Genomic DNA, 18,590 nt, shown 5'->3' on the forward strand with positions numbered 1-18,590 from the left:
TTAGGCTTCACAGCAGCTGTCATCTCTTAGAGACTGTTGTGAAGCTTTACTAGCTTCTATCTCATCACTTATCCTCTTAAATTCCTTTAAAAAGATATGCTTAAATTTTACCATTTCGTAATTAGCTGAAACCCCATGGCGCTTCTTAGGATCTTCATCAGGAATCCCTACTTGTACAGGGTATCTAAGTGATAAGTAATCAGCAGGAAGCTCATGAACTCCTACACCATATGGTAAAAACTTATTTCCATTTGTAAGAACAGGTCTTCCACAACTTAACGCTTTCAAAGAGAAGTGAGGAAATTTATCTGTTGTATCGATCAGATACTTAGTACCTGCTAAAAGAGGAGCTAACTCACCTGAACAACGATCTCCAAAGAAAAGCTCCGGATGCTTTTGCGCATACATCCCTAAGTGATCATGCTTTCCGATAAACTTAAACTTCTTATCACCGTAAATATCGATGATCTTATAAACTTCAGAGCTCGTCAGAGGCTCACAGTTAATTAGAAAGTAGTCTCGATTAAACATTCCTTCAGGAAGGATCTTGTAATCTTTTAATGCAATTGCCGGTGTAACCTGAGTAGCATTTGGAAACTCTTCTAAAATAGCTTCTTCATTAGACCAAAGAGTATTGGCCCTTTTTAAATACTTTCTCTGCTTAGTACGAGTGAAGGCCTTAAAGAAGAATTCCTTGAATGAAGACTTCTTTTTAATTGAATTGATATCTTCAACAAAATAAGTGAATAAATAAGTGTCATCACACATTTTGATTTCTTGAGAAAACCCACGAGAAAGATTAACGACTAGATCAACACTACATGGAATAAAAAGTCCTCTTGCAGCTCCGTGAACAAGGTGAGATTTATCAACTAAATCTTCCCAAGACTTAACAAAGCGATTTAAGAATGTTGAATGAATCTTTCTTTGTTCAACAGGTCCTAGAACTTGACCTTGTCTATGAACAAGAGTGTAGAGCTCAACGTTATCACCGATAACACCCATGATGGTTTCTAGACACTCAATATAATAATCTCTTTCAATGACAGCATCACAGCTAACAACAACTTTTAACATATATTTTCTCTATACCTATTTTTTAATATCTCTAAAGTATTTTGCAGTTTCTTCAATCCCTTGCGCAAAAGTAACTTTTGGCAAGTATCCTAGTTTCATAACACGATTAATATCTGGTCTTCTACGTTTTGGATCATCTTTTGGTAATTCTTGATAAGTAAGTTTTGAAGAAGACTCAAGTGCATCAACGATTAACTCTCCAGTTTCCTTAATTGTATACTCATCAGGGTTTCCAATATTATATGGCATGTGATCCCCAAGCATTAGAACGTGATCGATTGCATTTGCAAGATCAGTTACATAACAGAAAGAGCGAGTTTGACTTCCATCACCATAAACAGTGATATCTTCTCCTTCAAGCGCTTGGTTAATAAAGTTTGGAATAACACGTCCATCATCAGGGCGCATACGAGGTCCATATGTGTTAAAGATACGAATGATTCGAGTATCGACTTCGTACTTTCTGTAATAAGTCATAGTTAAGGCTTCAGCGTAGCGTTTTGCTTCATCATAACAGCTTCTTGGCCCAATTGGATTAACATGACCAACATAGTCTTCAACTTGTGGGTGAATCTCAGGATCACCGTAGACTTCAGAAGTTGATGCTTCAAGAAATCTTGCACCATGATCCTTAGCTAGCTCTAGCAAATGCTGAGTTCCAATAGAGTTTACCATCATGATTTCAAGAGGAATGACCTTGAAGTCAATTGGAGAAGCAGGAGAAGCCAGAGATAGGATATAATCAAATTTCACATCACCAAAGTCAGGAAGACCCTTGATAATATCGCATTCTGTGAAGTGAAAGTTTTCATACTTAGATAGAAGCTCAATATTTGACTTTGAACCAGTAATAAAATTATCTAACCCATACACAGTTGCACCTTTTTCAAGATAAAGCTGAGCGACAGTTGAAGGAACAAAGCCAGCAGCACCTGCGATTAAAAAATTCTTCCCCTTATGGTCCATTGGTAATTGGTTCATCTAAACTCCTGATATATTTAATTTACTTGTACATTTAATTCGTGTTTTCTATTGGCCAATTGTAGCATCGTCGATCCGAGCAGTAAAAATGCTCCACCCAAAAGCTGAACGACAGTAAGTCTTTGATCAAGGGCTACCCAGTTGATTATGACTGCAAAAAATGGAAAAGACATCTCTGCAATTGTACAAACCTTAGCTGAAACTTGGCCAAGCCCTTTGTAGTAGAAATACATTCCAAAGATCCCCGAGATCAGGGCCAAGATACTAACTTTTCCCCATAGCTCAATTGGAAAATTGAGCCCTGTGCCACTTGCTATCATAAAAGGAATAATTGCCATTAATCCTACGACAAAGCGCAAAGACATAACTTCTTTTTCAATCCAATTGCTCTTCATAAGATACTTGCCAAAGACAGTCGCACTCCCCCAACTAATAACAGAGACGAGGGCAAGACAAAGTCCATACAGAGACGAGCGATCAAAACTAACCTGGCCAGCTTTAATTAAATTAATGGCACTATTAATGTCTTGATAACTAATAAGTATCGCACCAAATAAAGAGACAGCTGCCCATAATAGAAAACGCTTTGTGATGCGCTCTTTTAAAATAAGATAAGCAAGACTTATCGCTATAAATGGTTGAAGTTTTTGTAATAGAATAACAAGCGATGGATTTAAAAGAGCAAATGACTTTGTAAAAGTTAGTGTTGCGATTGCCGAGCCCATGGCACCAATCATAAAAAAGCAAAGCATTTCAAATGGCTTCATTTTCATGATCTTCTTTCTGGCCATATAAAGTGTTGGCAAGAAGAGGATTGTTAAGAAAAGGTGCTCACCAAATACAATGATCTCACTACTATTGTACTTATAAAGCAGTGGATAACGAATAAGCGTATCCAGCGCCCAAATAAAGCAAGCAATGAGAATAAAAACTAAACCTTTCACTTCGTAAAGTACCCACTCATGAATTCATCAAAAACTAATTTTGCGCGATCTGCGGCCAATTGCTTCTTAACTTTCTTGCGGTTTTTTCGATCACGTCTTTGTTCCTTTGTTAAAGTAACAGGAGGAAGAAGTCCAAAGTTAATATTTGAAGGCGTAGGTTTTGGTACAGTCATAATATAATTAACTAAGGCACCTAATCCAGTCTCAACAGGAAATTGTTTAACTTCCTCACCTCTTAACTTCTTTAGTAATTGAAGTGCCACATACTGTCCCATTGATGCAGATTCAGTATAGCCCTCAACACCAGTGATTTGACCAGCAAAGTAGATATTTGGGATTTTCTTAACACTTAAATCAAAATCAAGCAGCGTTCTTGAGTTGATAAATGAATTTCTATGAACAGAACCTAGGTGCAGGAAACTTGCATTTTCAAAACCAGGAATCTTTCTAAATACTCTTGTTTGCTCAGGGTATTTTAGACGAGTTTGGAATCCAACCATATTAAAGGCCGATCCAAGAAGATTCTCACGTCTAAGCTGAACACATGCATATGGAAGAGATCCATCTGGAAGCTCAAGTCCAATAGGCTTCATACATGAGAAGCGTGCTGTATCAACTCCACGCTCTGCCATGATATCAACAGGCAGGCATGATTCGAAGAATTTATAATCTTCAAAATTTTGGGCAGGAACTTTTTCAGCAGCAACAAGCTCAGCAACGAATGCTTCATACTGCTCTTTATTCATTGGTGCGTTTAAGTAATCAGCTTCCTCTCCTTCTTCCTCACTAACCGGCTTGTGGCGGTCTTTGTAGTAAAGTTTTGAATAATCGAGGCTGTCTCCGTCAACAACAGGTGCAATAGCATCGTAGAAGTAGAAATCATCATTTGAAATATTCTTTACAATCCAATTAGAAAGACCTTCTGTTGTCAGAGGTCCTGAAGCGATAATACACGCATCAGCTTGATATTCGGCCATAAGGGCCTGTGGATCAGAAGCATCTTGAGCTACAATAGTGATTTTCTCATTTGCGTGAAGACGCTCAGTTACTTCGGCCGAAAAACCTTCACGATCTACTGCAAGAGCATCTCCAGCAGGCACGGCGTGCTTTCTTGCAGAATCAAGAATGATTGAACCAAGGGCATCCATTTCATATTTTAGAAGTCCATGACCAGAAGCTGGACTCATTGATTTAAGTGAGTTTGTACAAACTAATTCGGCAAAAGAATCAATTTTTTGTGCTGGGTTTTTCTGGATCGTCTTGTTTTCAACAAGAATAACTTCAACCCCATGACTAGCTAAAAAGTTAGCAGATTCACTACCTGCCATACCCGCACCAATAACAATTACTTTATGTGAATTAGACAATTTCAACCTCTTTAATATACTTAAATGATGATATAGACCTTATATATGCAAACATGCTATAAAGTCCATTAATTACCAGTATTTAACTAATATTATTAACATAGAGACGACGCAATGCAAATAGTCATTCATCAAACTGATCACACCATTGGCAACTTTACACAAATTTACAAATACATAGAGAATCTCGTTCATTCTCAGGACTTTCAAAACAAAATTCACATCTTCCCAGAAACGTATTTAACAGGCTATCCGCTTCAAGATTTAGTTCTACAAAAAACATTTATTCGCGAATATCACGAATTACTTGATGCCCTTAAGCAATTATTTTCTAAGATCAAATTTGAGGATCAAACAGCTCTTCTAATTGGCGGAATTCGCTATGACTTTGATGAAAAAACACAGATCCCTTCACATATCTACAATGTGATATTTGAGGTCACAAAAGATGCCAACCTGAATGATATTTATAAGAAATGTCTTCTGCCAGCGTACGATATTTTTGACGAAACAAAATACTATACACCTGGAGACTCTGCGACAATTTGGAGTCTTGGTGACTATAACTTTGGTCTATTAATCTGTGAGGATATGTGGCACTCGAAACAGTATTCGATAGACCCACTTCAACTCCTTATGGATAAAGCTCAAGGTAAATTTCTAAATGGTGTTATCAACTTAAGTGCTTCACCTTGGAATATTGAAAAGGAGCAAAAGCGCCTAAAGCGTGCAAGCGAGATATCGAAAGTCTTCAATGTGCCTTTTTACTATGTCAATAAAGTTGGAGCAGAAGATGAGATCATCTTTGATGGTGCTAGTTTTGTTGTTAATGAAACGACTGTTGTGGCCAAGGCAAAGTCTTTTGTTTCGGATGTGATGGAAGTTGAAGTAGGGCCAGCAGTAGAAATGAAAAATCTTGGAGATGCACCTCAAGGTGCCCACTCTTGGGAGTCTCTATTTGGTCCTCAGATAGAAGAAACTGCAAATGGAGCAAGGCTAAGACCTCTTACAGAAGAAAATTTAGATGCTATTTTAGGAGCAATTAATTTAGGTCTTCAGGACTATGCCAAAAAATGTGGTATGAATAAATTCCTAGTGGCCCTTTCTGGAGGGATTGACTCTGCACTTGTTCTAACACTAGTGAAATTATTCCTTCGCCCAGGTCAAGAAGTTGAGGCCATTTACATGCCTTCTAAGTTCTCAGCAGGACTTAGCTGGGAAATTAGTGAGGAGCTATGTAAGAATCTTGGTGTGAAGCTTCACAATGTACCAATCAAGTTTCTTCACTCATCAGTGCAAAACTTATTCCAAGACTCTCTAGACCCTTTAACAGGGCTAGCTGATGAAAATATACAGTCTCGTTTAAGAGGGGCACTACTCTATGCTCGCTCAAATCAGACAGGAGCAATGGTAATCAATACTTCTAATAAATCAGAAATTGCTGTTGGCTACTCGACTCTATATGGTGACTCAGTAGGTGCCTTAAGCATTCTTGGGGATCTGTATAAAAGTGAAGTATTTGCTCTTTCAAGACATATTAATAAAAACTTTAATAATATCATTCCAGCGGCTGTAATCGAACGCCCTCCAAGTGCGGAGCTTAGGGAAGAACAAAAAGATGAAGATTCTTTACCTCCATACGATACCCTCGATATGATATTGGAATCATACCTTTCTTATCGCTACGATATGGAAGATCTTCTTAAGCTTGGGTTAAACAAAACTGAAGTTGAAAGAGTCATCAAACTAATATTAAATAGTGAGTATAAAAGGCAGCAGTTCTGTCCTATTTTGAAACTTAAAGATAAAAGCTTTGGTTTTGGGAGACGCGTGCCGATATGTAAGAAGGTTGATTTTAATTTAGTCTAATAGGTTTAGGGAGATAAGAGAAAATGAATAAGACTTTTGAAAAGGTAATGAGTTCTTTCGACGATGTAAAAGCAATGGTTGATAATGTTATTACAAATAAATCGGTAAAAGAAGTGGAAAAAAATGTAATGAACTTTATTGGTCAAGTTGAGAAAGAAGCTCGCAACGTTGTTGATAAAGACGTCAGAAAAGTTGTTCTCACACTTCAGAAAGAAAAGAAAAAAGTTGAAAAATTTGTGGACACAACAATTCAAAAAGAAGTTAAAGCCGCAAAGAAATATCTCGATGGACACATCAAAGATGTTCAAAAGCTTCAAAAGAGCCTTGATAAATATCTAAAAGATGAAATGAAAAAGGCCAAGAAGACGGCAACTAAAAAAGTGAAAGAAGCCGAGGCAACAATTAAGAAGAAGGCCAAAACGGCCAAGAAAGTAGTTAAGAAAAATGTTGCTGCTAAAACAGCGGCGGCAAAGAAAGCTACAACAAAAAAGGCAACGACAAAGAAAGCTGCTCCTAAGAAAGCCGCTGCAAAAAAAGCTGCCCCAAAGAAAGCCGCTCCTAAAAAAGCAGCTGCAAAAAAAGCGGCCCCAAAGAAAACGGCCAAGAAAGCTACACGTAAATAGCACTCGACACATATGAGGGAGCCTAATGCTCCCTCACATAGCCCACAAGGTGGATGTCATGGAAAAGAGTCTCAATTCTCATATTCAAAAACTACTTCCGAAGTTTAAGGCATCTAAAAAAACTGAAATTGACTACCTCTTGCCAAAAATTGCAACGATGCAAGAAAATGAACTCCGTCAGGTCCTTCACAAGATGGCCGGAAGCTTCTCTTGCTATAATTTCCTTAAAATTGGTGCTTCTTTAAAGGCTTTTGAGCTAGACCAAGATCTTGACTCAAAGCGCGACCTTGTAAAGAAAGCTCTTGAAGAGATCCTAGCTGAACTATAGTCCAAATACCTATTTTTATTAACAATCCCTTTCTTTTTTGTGATAATGCCCAAATACTAAAATTTGAATAAGGGAATTTAATTGAAGAAACTTGAAAGAAACTTAGGACTCTCGTCAGTTATCTCTATCAGTATTGCCTCAATGCTTGGATCAGGGATCTTTGTTCTTCCAGGACTCGCATTTGAAGTAACAGGCCCATATGTTTGGATCTCATACTTACTAGCTGGACTTTGCGTTCTTCCGGCCGCTCTATCTAAGTCTGAACTTGCCACGGCCATGCCAGCTTCAGGTGGTACATATATCTATATAGAAAGAACATTTGGCCCTATGGCCGGAACAATTGCAGGTCTTGGCCTTTGGATCTCGCTGCTTCTTAAAGCAGCTTTCGCATTAATGGGTTTTGGTGCCTATCTAGGGGCCATTAGCTCAGGAGTTGACTTAAAAAACTTTGCCCTTATTCTAACGGCCATCATCACACTCCTTAATATTGTTGGTGTTGGTAAAGTCAGTGGATTACTGATTGCCGTCGTCATTCTTTCGACAATAGGCTTAACAGTTTTAAATATTGGAACCCTTTCAACGGCCCAGGTTATTACAGGGATTCCATTTTCGTTTACACATATTGATACGATCTTAGCAGCAGCTGGTCTTGTTTTCATTTCATACGCGGGTGTAACTAAAGTTGCAGCAATTGCGGAAGAGATAAAGACGCCAGAAAAGAATCTCCCAAGAGGTATTCTTCTGTCACTTTTAATTGTGACACTTCTTTACTGTGTTACAACACTTGCCCTAGCTAAATACTTACCACTAGAGCAACTCAAAAATAATTTAAGACCAATCTATACCCTAGCATATGAATTTGGTGGGAAAAATTTCGGTCTGGTTATGGCGATTTTGGCCATTCTAACGATGACTTCAATGGCAAACGCAGGCCTTTTAGCAGCTTCTCGTTTCCCTTTTGCCATGAGCCGTGATCACCTTATCCCAAGGCTATTTGGACATCTTCATCGAAAATTTCTTACACCAGTATGGAGTATTTTGGCCTCAGGACTTGTCATCGCCTGTGCCATCTACTTTTTAAATATTGCTAAGATCGCTAAGCTTGCTTCAGCATTCATTCTAACAATTTACATGATTGAAAATATTGCTGTTATCGCTCTAAGAGAAACACATATCCAATGGTATAAACCGACTTACAAATCACCACTATATCCGTACGTCCAAATTTTCGGAATTCTTTCAACTCTATACTTACTTGTAATGATGAAAGACTTGGCCGTGATTGGGCTGGTTTCAATTTCAGTTCCAGGAATTTTGATTTATCTCTTCTACGCTAAAGGACGTGTTAACCGAAAAGGAGTTCTTGGTATCAGAGGAAAGAGAACGGACCTAGTAAATGAGGCCCAATTTCCTGCTCCAGCAATGTCGGAAAAATTAAGTCTTGATCAAGACGCTAATGTTGTCGTGGCCCTCATTGGAAATGAACGATCACCAGAGATGCTCATTGATATGGGGACATCACTTGCGGGTGGAGAAAATATTGAAGTTGCTCACCTGACAGAGGCACCTGAGCAAACTGATCTTAATGACTTTACTGATGAAGACCCAAAACTTAGGTCTTTAAGACGTCGAGTTATTGCCATGGCCATTGAGAAGACAACACCAATTAACTTTGATCCAATTGTTACCCACGATCTATCAAAATCAATCTTTGAAATTGGCCAAAGACTACACTGTAATTGGCTATTCATGGAGTGGAAAGGACGCCTACGTGATACATTCACAACACAAAGTCCCGTAGCATGGCTAAGGTCTCATTTAAATTGTCACCTCGTTATCTTTAGAGACAATGGTGTGAGGTATATGAGAAAGATTATGGTTTTAATTGACCAAAACTCAAATGATGTCACACTAATTCAGGCGGCCCAACAAATTGCAGAGGCCCATAAAGCAGAGATCACATTTATCTACTTAACCGACAAAGACCTTACAATTGAAGAGACCTCACAAGTTGAGAAGTATATTCGCCTTATTAGTGGTGATATGAATGTTAGAACAACTGGACACATTATAAAGTATCACGACAAAGTCGATACTCTAGAAACGATTACAGTTGAATATGACCTGCTCGTTTTCAACTCAAATAAGAAGCATCGTTGGTTTCATGTCTTTGGTACACAAGATGACCAAATTATGGCAAAGGCTTCATGTTCAGTTCTTGGGATTCATACAGGAAACGCGAATTAAAGTAGCTCAGACTTTGGAAGGCTTATAGAGAAAGTCGTATATTCAGAGTCTGGGTCGTACGTTAAACTTCCACCGTGATCCATAATAATTTCACGGCTAATATTTAGGCCAAGACCTGTTCCCTTTTCTTTACTTTTAGTTGTATAGAAACGATTAAAGATTTTTTGAGCTATATCTTTTTCAATCCCTTGCCCACTATCTAATACCTCAAGGATAACGTGTTGAGCATCATCTAGAAGATTAATTTCAATCCATTGCTCTTTAAGTCCAGCAATCGCATCGTGAGAGTTGTTAAATAAGTTGATTAAAACTTGAATAATCTCTGATGAGTTAATATTCACGAGATCCGAATCAGCATCATTTGAAAAAACGATGCGAAGACTTTCGTCAACAAGCCCTGTTTTAAATAATGCAATAGAGTCATGAACAATCGAAGACAAGCTTGTCATCTCACGCATTGAGCGATCATCTTGAGAATAAATATTGAGAGAGCTAACAATATTTGCAATTCGATTTTTTTGCTCACCAATTGAGCGAATTTTCTCTAATAATTGCTCTGAACTAATCGTTTCACCACGTCGCTCAATGGCCTGAACCTGCAGTTCGATGATTGCTAATGGATTATTCACTTCATGAGCTATATTGGCGGCCATTTGTCCGAGGGCCGTCCACTTACTCATTTTATCAATTGTTGCTTTTTGAGAATCAATTTCGCGGTTACGACGGAAGCGTTCCGTAACATCGGCCGTACGATCAAGAAAGTAGTGACCTAGCTGATTGAAGTCATGATACTCCATTGAGCATTCAAAAACTGACTCCTCATCATCTCCCATTTCCATAAAAACAGTATCAGTGATAATTTCACCGACAGATTCTTTTGCTCGATCAGCACGTTGATAGAATTTCTTAAGATTTTTTCCACTTACAACATCTTTAATATTTAGCCCAACGAGAGGCTTTCCATTCCAAGTCGCATCCGCTTTTGAAACGTAGACAAAGTTATAATCCTTATCAAAGACAGTGAAAATATCAGAACTTTGCTCAACCATTTCTCTAATAAAGAAATTTGTCGAGCTAGTAGTAAGATTAACTTCATGCGGGCGAATCTTAGATAAAACTCTCTTATTGCCTTCATCGTCAATAAAAGGATTAAATTCGACATCCCAAGTAATAGCATCTCGATTAAGTCGATTCGTAAGTATAATCTGCTCTCGGCTAAACTCTCCGTTTAGCGCTCTTGCAAAACAATTCTTAACTTTTAAAACTTCAGATTCGCTTAAGTGACCTTTGTAGTAATCATAAACACTCATTCCAAGATAATCTTCAGAGAATCCAAAAAGAGTTGTTGAAACAAAGAGGAAACAAGCATTTTCATCAAACACAGCAACTCGAACATTTTGCTCTTCAAAATTTCCAAGCTTTAATAAATCGATCAGTTGCTGTGTGTTCATATAGTTTCTGTTTGTTTTCTAAACGAATTTTACCACACAATAATTCTTCTTCCCCTTCTTTAGAATTAAGCAAGACTCACTTGCCAAATCTGAGGTAGTTATCACGTGATCAACATTAGCATTCTTAATGTTATTGATGGCAACACCGTTTTGAGTGACCATTTTTCTTGCCTCTCCCTTTGATTTAAACAAAGGAGTTGCAGCAAGCATATCTAAGTAAGTAATTTCACCTAATTGCGATTTTTCAAGCTCAATCGAAGGAACATCATCAAAAATACCCGCTAACTCTACATCAGTCGTATTTTCAATAACCTTACCAAAGAAGAAGTCTGTTGCTTTCTGTGCCGCTTCGATCCCTTCTTTACCGTGAACTAAGCTTACGATCTCTTCGGCCAGTCTTTTTTGTGCTGCTCTTAAATGAGGCTCTGTTTCAACTAACTTCTCGTATTCAGCAATTTCTTCTAAAGTTAAAAACGTTAAAGTTTTTAGATATCTAATTACTGAAGAATCATCTGAATTAAGTAGGAATTGGTACATCTTGTATGGAGATGTCATTGTTGGGTCAAGATAGATTGCTCCACCTTCAGACTTACCAAACTTCTTTCCATTGGAATCAGTTAGAAGTGGAATTGTCATACAAAATGCAGGCTTCTGGTGCATCTTACGAGTAAGATCCATTCCTGCAGTCATATTCCCCCACTGATCTGCTCCACCAATTTGTAAGCTTACATCATATTCTTTATTCAGGTGAGCAAAGTCATAACCTTGAATAACTTGGTATGTGAACTCAGTATAGCTAATTCCAGCTTCTGAGCTAATTCTCGACTTTACAGAGTCCTTTGCAAGCATTTCACCAACACGAAATCTCTTACCAACATCTCTTAGAAACTCGAGGAATGAAAACTTTCCAATCCAGTCAATATTGTTAACCATTGTGGCCGCATTCTCACCTTCAAAATCTAATAGCTTTTGAAGCTGTGCCTTTTGACCTTCAAGGTTTTGAAGAACTTGATCTTCTGATTGAAGATTTCTCTCATCACTTTTCCCAGAAGGATCACCAATCATTCCTGTTGCACCACCAACTAGAACGTAAGGCTTGTGACCTTGTCTTTGAAGACGCATCATTGTAACAACTGCAAACAAATTCCCTAATTGAAGAGATCTTGCCGTTGGATCGTAACCACAATAGAATGAAATTTTCTTATCATTTAAAATTTCTTTCAACTCTTCGTGTGAGTATTGATTAACAATTCCTCTTGCTTCTAATTCTTCAAAAAAATTCATTACGCTAGTCTCTCTTTAATAATTGATACTGGAGTAAGTGCCACAACAGTCTTTAAATCTGGCCCATGTGCGCGTCCAGTAAGACATACACGTGTACCCATAAATAGTGGCTTCCCTTTTATTTTTAATTCTTTCTTTAAATAGTCCATCCACTCACCAACTTGATCTTCAGTAACATTAGTTGTCTGATCAGCTAGTTGTGCCTTTAGGTATTCCTTAATCTGTGGAGTTGTCTCCCACGAAATCGCTTCTTCGTATTGTGGATCTGCATCGACACCAGCATCAAAGAAAATTGGCAGGTGCTCATTAATATTGCTAAATAGCTGAACCTTCTCTTTCATAAGTCCTGCAAACTTAATCTTCCAAGCTTCATCTTGCTTATGGTATTCACTTCCTTCAGCAATGAAGCGATCAAATCCAGCTGCAATATCTTTGTCATCTAATTTTCTAAGCCACTGCTCGTTAAAGAAGTTTAGCTTTTGAATGTCATACATTGCTGAAGACTTAGAAAATCTTTCGTAACCAAATTTATTACCAAGTTCATTTACATCAAAAATATCTGTCTCTTCAGGATGTGACCAACCAAGAAGACAAAGGTAATTTGCAAGTGCCGCAGGTAGATAACCTTGATCCTTATACTGAGTAACCGAAGTTGCCCCATGGCGCTTCGAAAGCTTTTGACGATCGTGACCAATAAGTAGTGAGACGTGACCAAACTGAGGAGGTGTCACACCCATTGCATCGTAGATCATAAGCTGGCGACATGTATTGTTTAAGTGCTCTTCTGCACGGAATACGTGAGTCATCTCCATCTTTGCATCATCAACAACACAGCAGAAGTTATAAACAGGCATTCCGTTTGCTCTTAAGATAACGAAATCCCCAACCATATTCTCAGGAAACTTTACGTGACCTTTTACAAGATCAGTAAACTCCCAAGTTTTTCCTGGGTTTTTAAAACGTATTACATATTCCTCGCCTGCATCAACTCTCTTCTTAGCTTCTGCTGGATCAAGGTCACGATACTGTCCGTGATAAGCATGTGGGTCTTTATTTTCACTTGCTGCTTTTTCAGTTAATCGCTCTAATTCAATACTTGTTAAGAAACATGGATAAGCTAATCCACGATTAATAAAATCCCAAGCAATGTCTTTATAAATATCAAGTCTTTCAGACTGACGGTATGGACCAAAGTCTCCACCCTTATCAGGACCTTCATCATGCTCGATTCCCATCCATTTAAGGTCAGCAATTTGCGCTTCTTCATACTCACGCTTTGATCTTTCAAGGTCAGTATCTTCAATTCTTAAGATATATTTTCCACCATTTGCCTTAGCAAAAAGGTAGCTATAAAGAGCAGTACGAGCGCCACCGATGTGAAGGTAGCCAGTTGGAGAAGGTGCAAAACGAACACGAACAGTCATGTAAATTCCTTTGGGTAATTAAATGTATTTTAAATTAATGTAGTTGAGCGATATTATAGCTTTTTAAATAGGAAAAGACACTTTCAAAGTCGCACTTTTTGGGGAAAAACACTTGATATTATAGACTATTTAGAATCGAGTCCACGTGGTCAACATTCTTTAAACGCTTGGACATGGAACGTGACACGATGCAATTCTCGCCATAACAAGTATTCGTAATATTTTTGAAGCAAGAACTAAGTAGTTGAAAGTAACGTGGCGTTCCAACAACAATACGGCCAGAGCCATCTTCCTTGGAAACGATCTTATCCGCATGAAGCTTAAGACACTCATCGACACCGAAAGTTGTATACTCAAGCAAATATTGTTTACGTGCCTTTAGGTATTTATTCGCAAGCTCAACTTTGGGATGTGAAGCATAGGAGCTTAGTCCAAAGAGCAATTGACAGGATACGAATAAACTCATTAACTTAGTCATAAATTGATTCTAACAATATATTTTCCTTTAGCAATGAGAAATAAATGCGCAGAGAAATTGAATTAAATTCCAACGGACTTGATACACTTGATGATTACTTAGTTGAGTGCGGCCGCTTATTTGATTTCCCAAGTTTCTATACGAATAATATCGACGAACTCTACGAATTTATCCAAACTTATACTGATAAAAACTTAAGTTTATATTGGTCAAATACAAAAGATGCGCAAAATAAATTAGGCCAAGATTTCTATCGTTTAAAAGAAGTTTTTGACTTGATTAGTTCACAATATAGCGAATTTCGATTTTATGTTAATGAGTAAGATAACTCGTTTGTCCTGAATTAACTTCTATCACTGAAGTCCTATTTCCATGTGAAACAATAAGCTCAGCGCTTGTATCACCATCTATTAAATACCCTTTATAAAAGTATAGGTCATCTCTAATATGGATAAAGCTCAAACGTAAACCACGCTGAATATTATTTGAATGAACCCAAAAAGGGCCTTTTTCTTTAGTTCTTAAATAAACTGCAAACGTATTAATATCTTTTGCATAATTAATTTTTACTTTCTGATTACCTAGAAATTCTTTTTCAAAAATCGCCAAACTTGAGTTTTCACAACGAGCAGGTGAAATAAGACAGTACTTTGATACAAGGGTTGTAGCAGGTGTTCCAAAAAGGCGAAATCTTAAATGAACACCGTCGATATTATAATGAGTCGAAGCCTCTTGTTCATTTTTTATATTTGGATTTGAACTAAAAGGGGCCACGGCAAAATCCCCTTCAATATCAAATATACTCGGTGCCAGCGTCGCTGAAATCGTGACAAAGTTTTTATCAGAAATAATATCCTTAAAATGAGAACTCTTGAAGAACTCCAATGTTTCAACAACTTTCTTAGAGCCAATTTTCATATTTTTTAATTCTTTCTTACCAAGAATTGGCAACACAAATGTCCCTAAGGAATAGCCTAGGTTTGCAATAATCGCTCCATAATAAGGTGTCGCCATTGTCATGATATTCTTTACTCGATGACGAATCGGATCTTGGGCCTCATCCATACTCTTAAGCCAAAACATCGTAATAAGGCCACCTTGGGAGTGGGCAACGATTGTAATTTTTGAATTACTATGTTCAAAATTCTTATGCATGTAGGAATCAAAACTTTGGATAAAGTCTTCAAGATTTAATTTATTATTTCCTGTGTCGTATTCAAAAAAATGAGAGTTGATACACTCATTGGGGTGATATTTTTTTAAGTACTCGGCCCAATGGCCAAAAGCACCCTTATTGCTTGCGATCCCATGGATAAAGACCACATCGTGACTTTTATGAGAGTCACTAGTGCTACAAGTAGCACTAGCACTAATTGAAAATAGAAATAAAAAAGATAATACTAAAAATCTCAATTTACTCCATACCTTCTGGGTAGATCTGAATTGCATGATTTAGAGTCGTTTGTACCCAAGCATATTCTCTTGCAATAAGTGGTGCATTTAAGAAATCTTCTTCACCTTCTTTCACAAGATCATAGTCATATTTTGGCATATTTTCATTTGGATAAATTGAATCACGAACGTAGAATACACCTTTCGAAGCGCATCCAACTTCCTCGTAACGTTTTTGAACAGCATCTCCCTTTTCCATCACTTTTTCAGCATTGGCCAAGTACTTAGCACGCCAAGAATCAGATTTTGTTTTCTCGGCCTTCTCTAACCAGTAGTCACGCTTCTCTTCCATAAAAGGTTTAAAAGATGAAACAAATGGACATCCCTTTGTATCAGCATTGTCATTGTAGCCAAAAATATAATTAGCGTGCCAGAAACCCTTATGGTTATAAATGACAAGAACTGGAGCATTTCTTTTATGAAGAGCTTTTTTAATTCTTTCAACAATATCTGCTGGAGCTTTTGCAACAGACCACTGGTCTTTATCAGCATCAACATGAAGGACTTCTCTTTTAAACTTTGGAAGCTTGTACTCAACAGCATTTTTCCCAATAGTATCTGTTAAATCAATCCAATTAAATTGTGTCCCATAAGATCCATCTTCATCATTTGCATCTGTTACAACACGCTTGCCATCAACTTTCTTAAAGTTACCTTTTGTAAAACGGTAATCCTTATTTGAGAACATCACAGAACTTTTATTAATTCTTCTGATATTATCCGTTCTCCAGTTATCAATTTCGTCTTGATTAGTTTTATTAGTCTTTAAAGACATATAGTAACGTTCAGCAAAATCAACTTTATTATCACCTTCAAGATTATTTAGGCGGTTGTACCACCACTCAACAACACCAGTATGTGACATATATAGACATGAGCCAGCATCCTCTTGTGAAGGTGCAGCAACAACATATTTCATTAATTCGTTAAAACCACCAGCAGTCACTTCATCTTCAATGAAAGAATTAGGATTAATTGTACCTACATAATCCTTTGGAAGTGATTGATAAGTTGAGATTTCGGCCTGAGCTGACAATGTAGAAATGGCCGCAGCAATTGCGAGTAAAGTTTTAAACATATTCCCTCTTTTAAATTTAACTTTTTTCATGTGTGAAGAGTGAAATGCTAGCAAACTTGAATCATAATCACAAAAATTAAGACGAAATGAAGCGATGCGCATGCATTAGCTGCGCATCAAGTATTGAATATTTTGTTTTAATATTTTTTAATCGTTTGCTTGCTACTATGAAAGATAAATAACAACGGATGCACCAATAGCAGTGACCGCTATAAGAATCCAAGTGTTCATAGCAGAGCTTCTCTTCACTTCTTTACGATTCGTTACATACTTCTTATTGCGTTTATTCTTATTAGACTTACCCATTACATCCTCCATAAATAATCACAGGCAAAGTATTTTATACAAATTTTATAGCGTTAGCATAGACCGAGTGCTCCACTCGGAGAACAACACTTTAAAAAAGTATTTTCTACCTAGCGACAAAGCGAGTTAAATCACCAAAATAACTATGATATTATAGTTCTATGACGGGAAGAAAATTACTTGATCAACTTATTATTGCATTCTTGCTACTGACAACGATGGCCACAGTTGGCGTCTTCGTTTACACCAATGTTATCTACAAAAAAGAGCTACCAAATAGTGCTACAGAAATGCAGGCGCTTAAAGATGACTTCAAACAAATCAATTTCCCAACAACTTATGTTCTAGATAAGATTACAGTCAACCTAGACTCGGCAACTCGCCGTCTTAGATTTCTTGATGTACAAATCAACCTTGTCCTCTTCACTCAAGACGACTCTCAAATACTCGATACGATCAAACCACAAATTTATGACATCATTATTGATGTCGCAGCATCAATTGAACCTGATGAGCTAAACTCTCTTTCAGGGAAATTAATCTTTGAAGGACGAATCAAAAAACGTATCAATCAATTAGCAAAAAAGAGCGTCGTTAAAGAAGTATTTTATTCAAAATTCGTTGTTCAATAACCACGAATTATATTTCTATGCTATAGTGTAAAAATCATGAATCTATAATCACTTAGAAATCCATTTCTTTATTTCAATCTATTAACCGAGGTGATTATCGTGAACACTTCTCACATTTAAAATTCATTTTTTTCATTCACAAAATTTTAAATTGAGAGGTCTCCATGCGATCTTATCTACTACTATTCTACCTAGGATTAGGACTTCCTGCATTTGAAGTACGATTTCTAGCGAGAAGAAAAAGTATCGAAAATGTTTCAACAGAATATGACTTAGCTGAACGTAAGCAAAAACTTAAAAAGAAAACACGACTTTATAAGAAAGGTAAACGTCGAAATAAACAACACTACCGTCAAAAGCATTTTGCGCTTAAAGGCAGCCATTCGAAGGATGCACGTTATAGTAATGGAAATAAATTAAGAAGAATGTTTATTAATATGTAGCTCTAAAATGTTATAAGGCCCGCGAGGGAAGCGGGCCTTAAGACAACAACACATGGGAATTTAAAAAAGGAATTTTTAAATTACTCGCAACGGCCTTCATTTACATAAATGGCCTTTGCACGATATAGTTCACACGAATTTGGAAAGCTAATAAACGCATCACCGTCGATACCGCTAATGGCACCACAAACAGGAGCAAAGATTTCAGGGCATACGTTAAGCTGTCTAGGCTCATCTACCCAATTCTTACAGTTAAGAACTGCTTCAAGCTTGTACTTACCTAGTCCAGCTTGCTTAAGAGCAAATTGTCCATCTTCACAGCTTTGAGCTTCAAAGTACTCATTTACTAATTCGATTTCTTCATTTTGCTCAGTGATAATAACTTTGAAGATTCTTCCTCTAAATGATTGAGAATCAATAAGATCACCATTAAGAATAATTTCTTTTGCACTTACATTCATTGCTAATACTGCAAGAAAAATAATTGAAACTAATTTACTCATAATCCTACTCCCTAAACCTTCTAAAAAAATTCAAAGTCTTATCTTGTGAAAGGAGTTATAGAACAAAGAATAAATTAGTAGAAATTATATATAATAATCATTA

19 protein-coding genes are annotated in these 18,590 nt (G+C 37.1%); 7 read left to right on the forward strand and 12 right to left on the reverse strand.

The features are described from left to right. Genes C0Z22_RS06425 through trmFO form a run of 4 tightly spaced genes read right to left on the reverse strand, consistent with a single transcriptional unit; the run spans nt 1 to nt 4,369 of the window. Nucleotides 1-1,077: a hypothetical protein gene (locus C0Z22_RS06425; protein WP_103217516.1), complete on the reverse strand. Its 1,077-nt coding sequence runs from the start codon at nt 1,075-1,077 to the stop codon at nt 1-3. 15 nt (nt 1,078-1,092) lie between these two features. Next, nucleotides 1,093-2,058, reverse strand: coding sequence for an NAD-dependent epimerase/dehydratase family protein (locus C0Z22_RS06430; RefSeq protein ID WP_103217517.1), 966 nt, complete (start codon nt 2,056-2,058; stop codon nt 1,093-1,095). 17 nt (nt 2,059-2,075) lie between these two features. Then, a complete protein-coding gene (locus tag C0Z22_RS06435; RefSeq protein ID WP_103217518.1) occupies nt 2,076-3,002 on the reverse strand; it encodes a DMT family transporter in 927 nt (308 codons plus the stop codon). Next, nucleotides 2,999-4,369 (reverse strand): methylenetetrahydrofolate--tRNA-(uracil(54)-C(5))-methyltransferase (FADH(2)-oxidizing) TrmFO, encoded by a 1,371-nt coding sequence (gene trmFO, locus C0Z22_RS06440; RefSeq protein WP_199177528.1) that lies wholly within the window; start codon nt 4,367-4,369, stop codon nt 2,999-3,001. Before trmFO ends, C0Z22_RS06435 begins: the two co-directional genes overlap by 4 nt. A 114-nt stretch (nt 4,370-4,483) precedes the next feature. On the opposite strand from trmFO, the gene C0Z22_RS06445 reads away from it, so the two are divergent. The 4 genes from C0Z22_RS06445 to C0Z22_RS06460 all read left to right on the forward strand — a co-directional run bounded on the left by C0Z22_RS06445 (nt 4,484) and on the right by C0Z22_RS06460 (nt 9,436). Next, nucleotides 4,484-6,238, forward strand: a complete 1,755-nt coding sequence (locus tag C0Z22_RS06445; RefSeq protein ID WP_103217519.1) for an NAD+ synthase — start codon at nt 4,484-4,486, stop codon at nt 6,236-6,238. Between the two features lie 23 nt (nt 6,239-6,261). Further along, the gene (locus C0Z22_RS06450; RefSeq protein WP_103217520.1) at nt 6,262-6,861 is read left to right on the forward strand and encodes an outer membrane integrity protein; all 600 of its coding nucleotides are present in this window, start codon (nt 6,262-6,264) and stop codon (nt 6,859-6,861) included. A gap of 58 nt (nt 6,862-6,919) precedes the next feature. After that, the gene (locus C0Z22_RS06455) at nt 6,920-7,189 is read left to right on the forward strand and encodes a hypothetical protein (RefSeq protein ID WP_103217521.1); all 270 of its coding nucleotides are present in this window, start codon (nt 6,920-6,922) and stop codon (nt 7,187-7,189) included. Between the two features lie 81 nt (nt 7,190-7,270). Beyond that, complete coding sequence (locus C0Z22_RS06460; protein ID WP_103217522.1) at nt 7,271-9,436, forward strand: amino acid permease; 2,166 nt, start codon at nt 7,271-7,273, stop codon at nt 9,434-9,436. Here C0Z22_RS06460 and C0Z22_RS06465 read toward each other — a convergent pair. The 4 genes from C0Z22_RS06465 to C0Z22_RS06480 form a co-directional block, all read right to left on the reverse strand. After that, the gene (locus C0Z22_RS06465) at nt 9,433-10,887 is read right to left on the reverse strand and encodes an ATP-binding protein (RefSeq protein WP_103217523.1); all 1,455 of its coding nucleotides are present in this window, start codon (nt 10,885-10,887) and stop codon (nt 9,433-9,435) included. The two genes, C0Z22_RS06460 and C0Z22_RS06465, sit on opposite strands and share 4 nt — an antisense overlap. Nucleotides 10,888-10,905: 18 nt before the next feature. Beyond that, a complete protein-coding gene (gene tyrS, locus C0Z22_RS06470) occupies nt 10,906-12,171 on the reverse strand; it encodes a tyrosine--tRNA ligase (RefSeq protein ID WP_103217524.1) in 1,266 nt (421 codons plus the stop codon). Next, a complete protein-coding gene (gltX, locus tag C0Z22_RS06475; RefSeq protein ID WP_103217525.1) occupies nt 12,171-13,595 on the reverse strand; it encodes a glutamate--tRNA ligase in 1,425 nt (474 codons plus the stop codon). Before gltX ends, tyrS begins: the two co-directional genes overlap by 1 nt. Before the next feature lie 118 nt (nt 13,596-13,713). Then, nucleotides 13,714-14,073, reverse strand: coding sequence for a hypothetical protein (locus C0Z22_RS06480; RefSeq protein ID WP_146037823.1), 360 nt, complete (start codon nt 14,071-14,073; stop codon nt 13,714-13,716). A gap of 44 nt (nt 14,074-14,117) precedes the next feature. Between C0Z22_RS06480 and C0Z22_RS06485 the strand changes: the two genes are divergently transcribed. Then, nucleotides 14,118-14,396: a barstar family protein gene (locus C0Z22_RS06485; protein WP_103217527.1), complete on the forward strand. Its 279-nt coding sequence runs from the start codon at nt 14,118-14,120 to the stop codon at nt 14,394-14,396. On the opposite strand, the gene C0Z22_RS06490 is transcribed toward C0Z22_RS06485, so the two are convergent. From C0Z22_RS06490 to C0Z22_RS16005, 3 genes are all read right to left on the reverse strand, one after another. Then, the gene (locus tag C0Z22_RS06490) at nt 14,386-15,486 is read right to left on the reverse strand and encodes a triacylglycerol lipase (RefSeq protein WP_158246839.1); all 1,101 of its coding nucleotides are present in this window, start codon (nt 15,484-15,486) and stop codon (nt 14,386-14,388) included. The two genes, C0Z22_RS06485 and C0Z22_RS06490, sit on opposite strands and share 11 nt — an antisense overlap. Nucleotide 15,487: 1 nt before the next feature. After that, nucleotides 15,488-16,603 carry a hypothetical protein gene (locus tag C0Z22_RS06495; protein ID WP_103217529.1) on the reverse strand — a complete coding sequence of 372 codons (1,116 nt, stop codon included), beginning with the start codon at nt 16,601-16,603 and terminating at the stop codon, nt 15,488-15,490. Between the two features lie 165 nt (nt 16,604-16,768). After that, nucleotides 16,769-16,909 (reverse strand): hypothetical protein, encoded by a 141-nt coding sequence (locus C0Z22_RS16005; protein ID WP_158246840.1) that lies wholly within the window; start codon nt 16,907-16,909, stop codon nt 16,769-16,771. Between the two features lie 161 nt (nt 16,910-17,070). On the opposite strand from C0Z22_RS16005, the gene fliL reads away from it, so the two are divergent. Continuing rightward, nucleotides 17,071-17,541 carry a flagellar basal body-associated protein FliL gene (gene fliL, locus C0Z22_RS06500; protein WP_103217530.1) on the forward strand — a complete coding sequence of 157 codons (471 nt, stop codon included), beginning with the start codon at nt 17,071-17,073 and terminating at the stop codon, nt 17,539-17,541. A gap of 164 nt (nt 17,542-17,705) precedes the next feature. Next, nucleotides 17,706-17,984 (forward strand): hypothetical protein, encoded by a 279-nt coding sequence (locus tag C0Z22_RS06505; protein ID WP_103217531.1) that lies wholly within the window; start codon nt 17,706-17,708, stop codon nt 17,982-17,984. An 80-nt stretch (nt 17,985-18,064) separates the two neighbouring features. Here the strand turns inward: C0Z22_RS06505 and C0Z22_RS06510 are convergent, their stop codons facing one another. Beyond that, the gene (locus tag C0Z22_RS06510) at nt 18,065-18,487 is read right to left on the reverse strand and encodes a hypothetical protein (RefSeq protein WP_103217532.1); all 423 of its coding nucleotides are present in this window, start codon (nt 18,485-18,487) and stop codon (nt 18,065-18,067) included. Nucleotides 18,488-18,590 lie beyond the last annotated feature (103 nt).

The sequence above is a fragment of the Halobacteriovorax sp. DA5 genome (assembly GCF_002903145.1).
Lineage (GTDB): Bacteria > Bdellovibrionota > Bacteriovoracia > Bacteriovoracales > Bacteriovoracaceae > Halobacteriovorax_A.